We start from the raw sequence: 1,590 nt of genomic DNA, 5'->3' as shown, positions 1-1,590 counted from the left end.
TACTGTTTTTGCCTTCTGTGGAACGGAATGAACAAAAAATGCGAACGTCCTTATCTTGCGTTCGCAAAGTGACTTTTTAAGGGCTGACTATATAAATTCTCATTCTGATAAGGAATCTATTGATTACCTTTTGAATGTTGACCCATCTTGGTACGCTGAAATTGTTGAAAAAGATTTTTTGAATGATTTTATTGTAAAAAAAGAACCTTTGCTAGAAGATTTTTTCAAAGGAGAATGGTTAAAGAATAATGTTGATGAGATTAAGAATTTTGGTGATGTTGCAATTAAATCTTGCAAACTCTTGAAAGATAAATATGATGAAGCCGATGGTCCTCGTTTTCGCCAAGTCATTCTTAGAATAATTGTTGGCTATTTGCGATTTTTGGAAATGTCTTCTGTTGAAAAACAGATTTTCTTTAGAGAATTTATCGCAAATCAAATGAAAGGGGTTGAGTACAATCCTGATGGATACGAATCAGAAAATGGAATTCTTTATTCTTTGATAGAACCTCTTTATGCTAATTCATTGGAACCCGCTGAACAAGAAAAATACCTAAAAGTGATGAAGCAGGCTGAAGAGGAATATAGGGCGGAACAGGAAAAAAAGAAACAAGCTGAGGAAAAACGAAAACAAGAAATTGCAGAAAGGGAGGCAGAACGTTCTGCTAAGCAGGAAGTGCTTAATCAAAAATGGCAAGAAAATGAAAAAGTTGTTGAAGAATGTAACGCCGCCTGTTCAATGAGAGAAAAAATTTCTAAAGAGATTGATGAAATGACTCTGATTGGACGGAAACATTTGTCGCAATTTTATTGGAGCGTCTTTATTATCGGCCTTTATGCTTTGATTTTTACCAAGGTGACTGCACTTATTGTTATTGTGCCTATAGTGCTATACTGTATTTCTATTGCAATGTTTGTGAAAAAGAATACATTTATAGGAATATTGTGTATTCCTTTATTTCTCCTGTCATTTGTGTCTGTGGCTATAAGCAACAATGATGAATCGCCTCTTTCTACAAGGATGTTGGGGCTTCTTATTGTGAATATACCTTTAATTGTTCTGGGAAGATTTGCGATAAAAAGATTTGTTGATGTCAAGCGGTTGAATAATCAGTTGCAGAAAAAAGCAATAGAGCATGATGAAAAACTTGAAAAACAAAATGCCCTTGCTGAAAGAAATTCAGAATTGATTAAAGAGATAGAGAAAATACAAAAGGAAATTGAGTCGATAAAAAGGACTGATGTGCCGGGAGTTAATCCGGAAATGGAAGAACTGTTGAATTTGAAGTGAATTGAACTCTGATGATTTTTCTGTATAGTTTTGTTCTTTAGAAACGGTATCCTAAAAAGGGACAAATGAGAAAGATTGGAGAAAAAGTCAAATGCTTTTGCAATAATTGTCAGAAGCGGATGAATCATAAAATATTGTGTGTTGTGTATGGTTCCGAATTTTAAGCCTCAGAAAGAAAAATAAATATGATGTTTAGACATCCCCTAATGGAAGTTCGATGATTTTCAGGCAATATCTCCGCTCGATTAGTGTAATTTAAAGACTATTTAGTCAGCCCTTAAAAAGTCACTTTGCGAACG

General features: G+C 34.2%; 1 protein-coding gene. It reads left to right on the top strand.

Going from position 1 to position 1,590, the window contains the following annotated elements:
- The first annotated feature begins 55 nt into the window (after positions 1 to 55).
- A complete protein-coding gene (locus B5D40_RS15110; RefSeq protein WP_144319727.1) occupies positions 56 to 1,291 on the top strand; it encodes a hypothetical protein in 1,236 nt (411 codons plus the stop codon).
- Positions 1,292 to 1,590 lie beyond the last annotated feature (299 nt).

The organism is Fibrobacter intestinalis (assembly GCF_900167415.1).
In the GTDB taxonomy this organism is placed as follows: domain Bacteria; phylum Fibrobacterota; class Fibrobacteria; order Fibrobacterales; family Fibrobacteraceae; genus Hallerella; species Hallerella intestinalis.
Note: the sequence above shows the minus strand (reverse complement) of the source record. Positions and strands in the feature narration are given on the sequence as shown.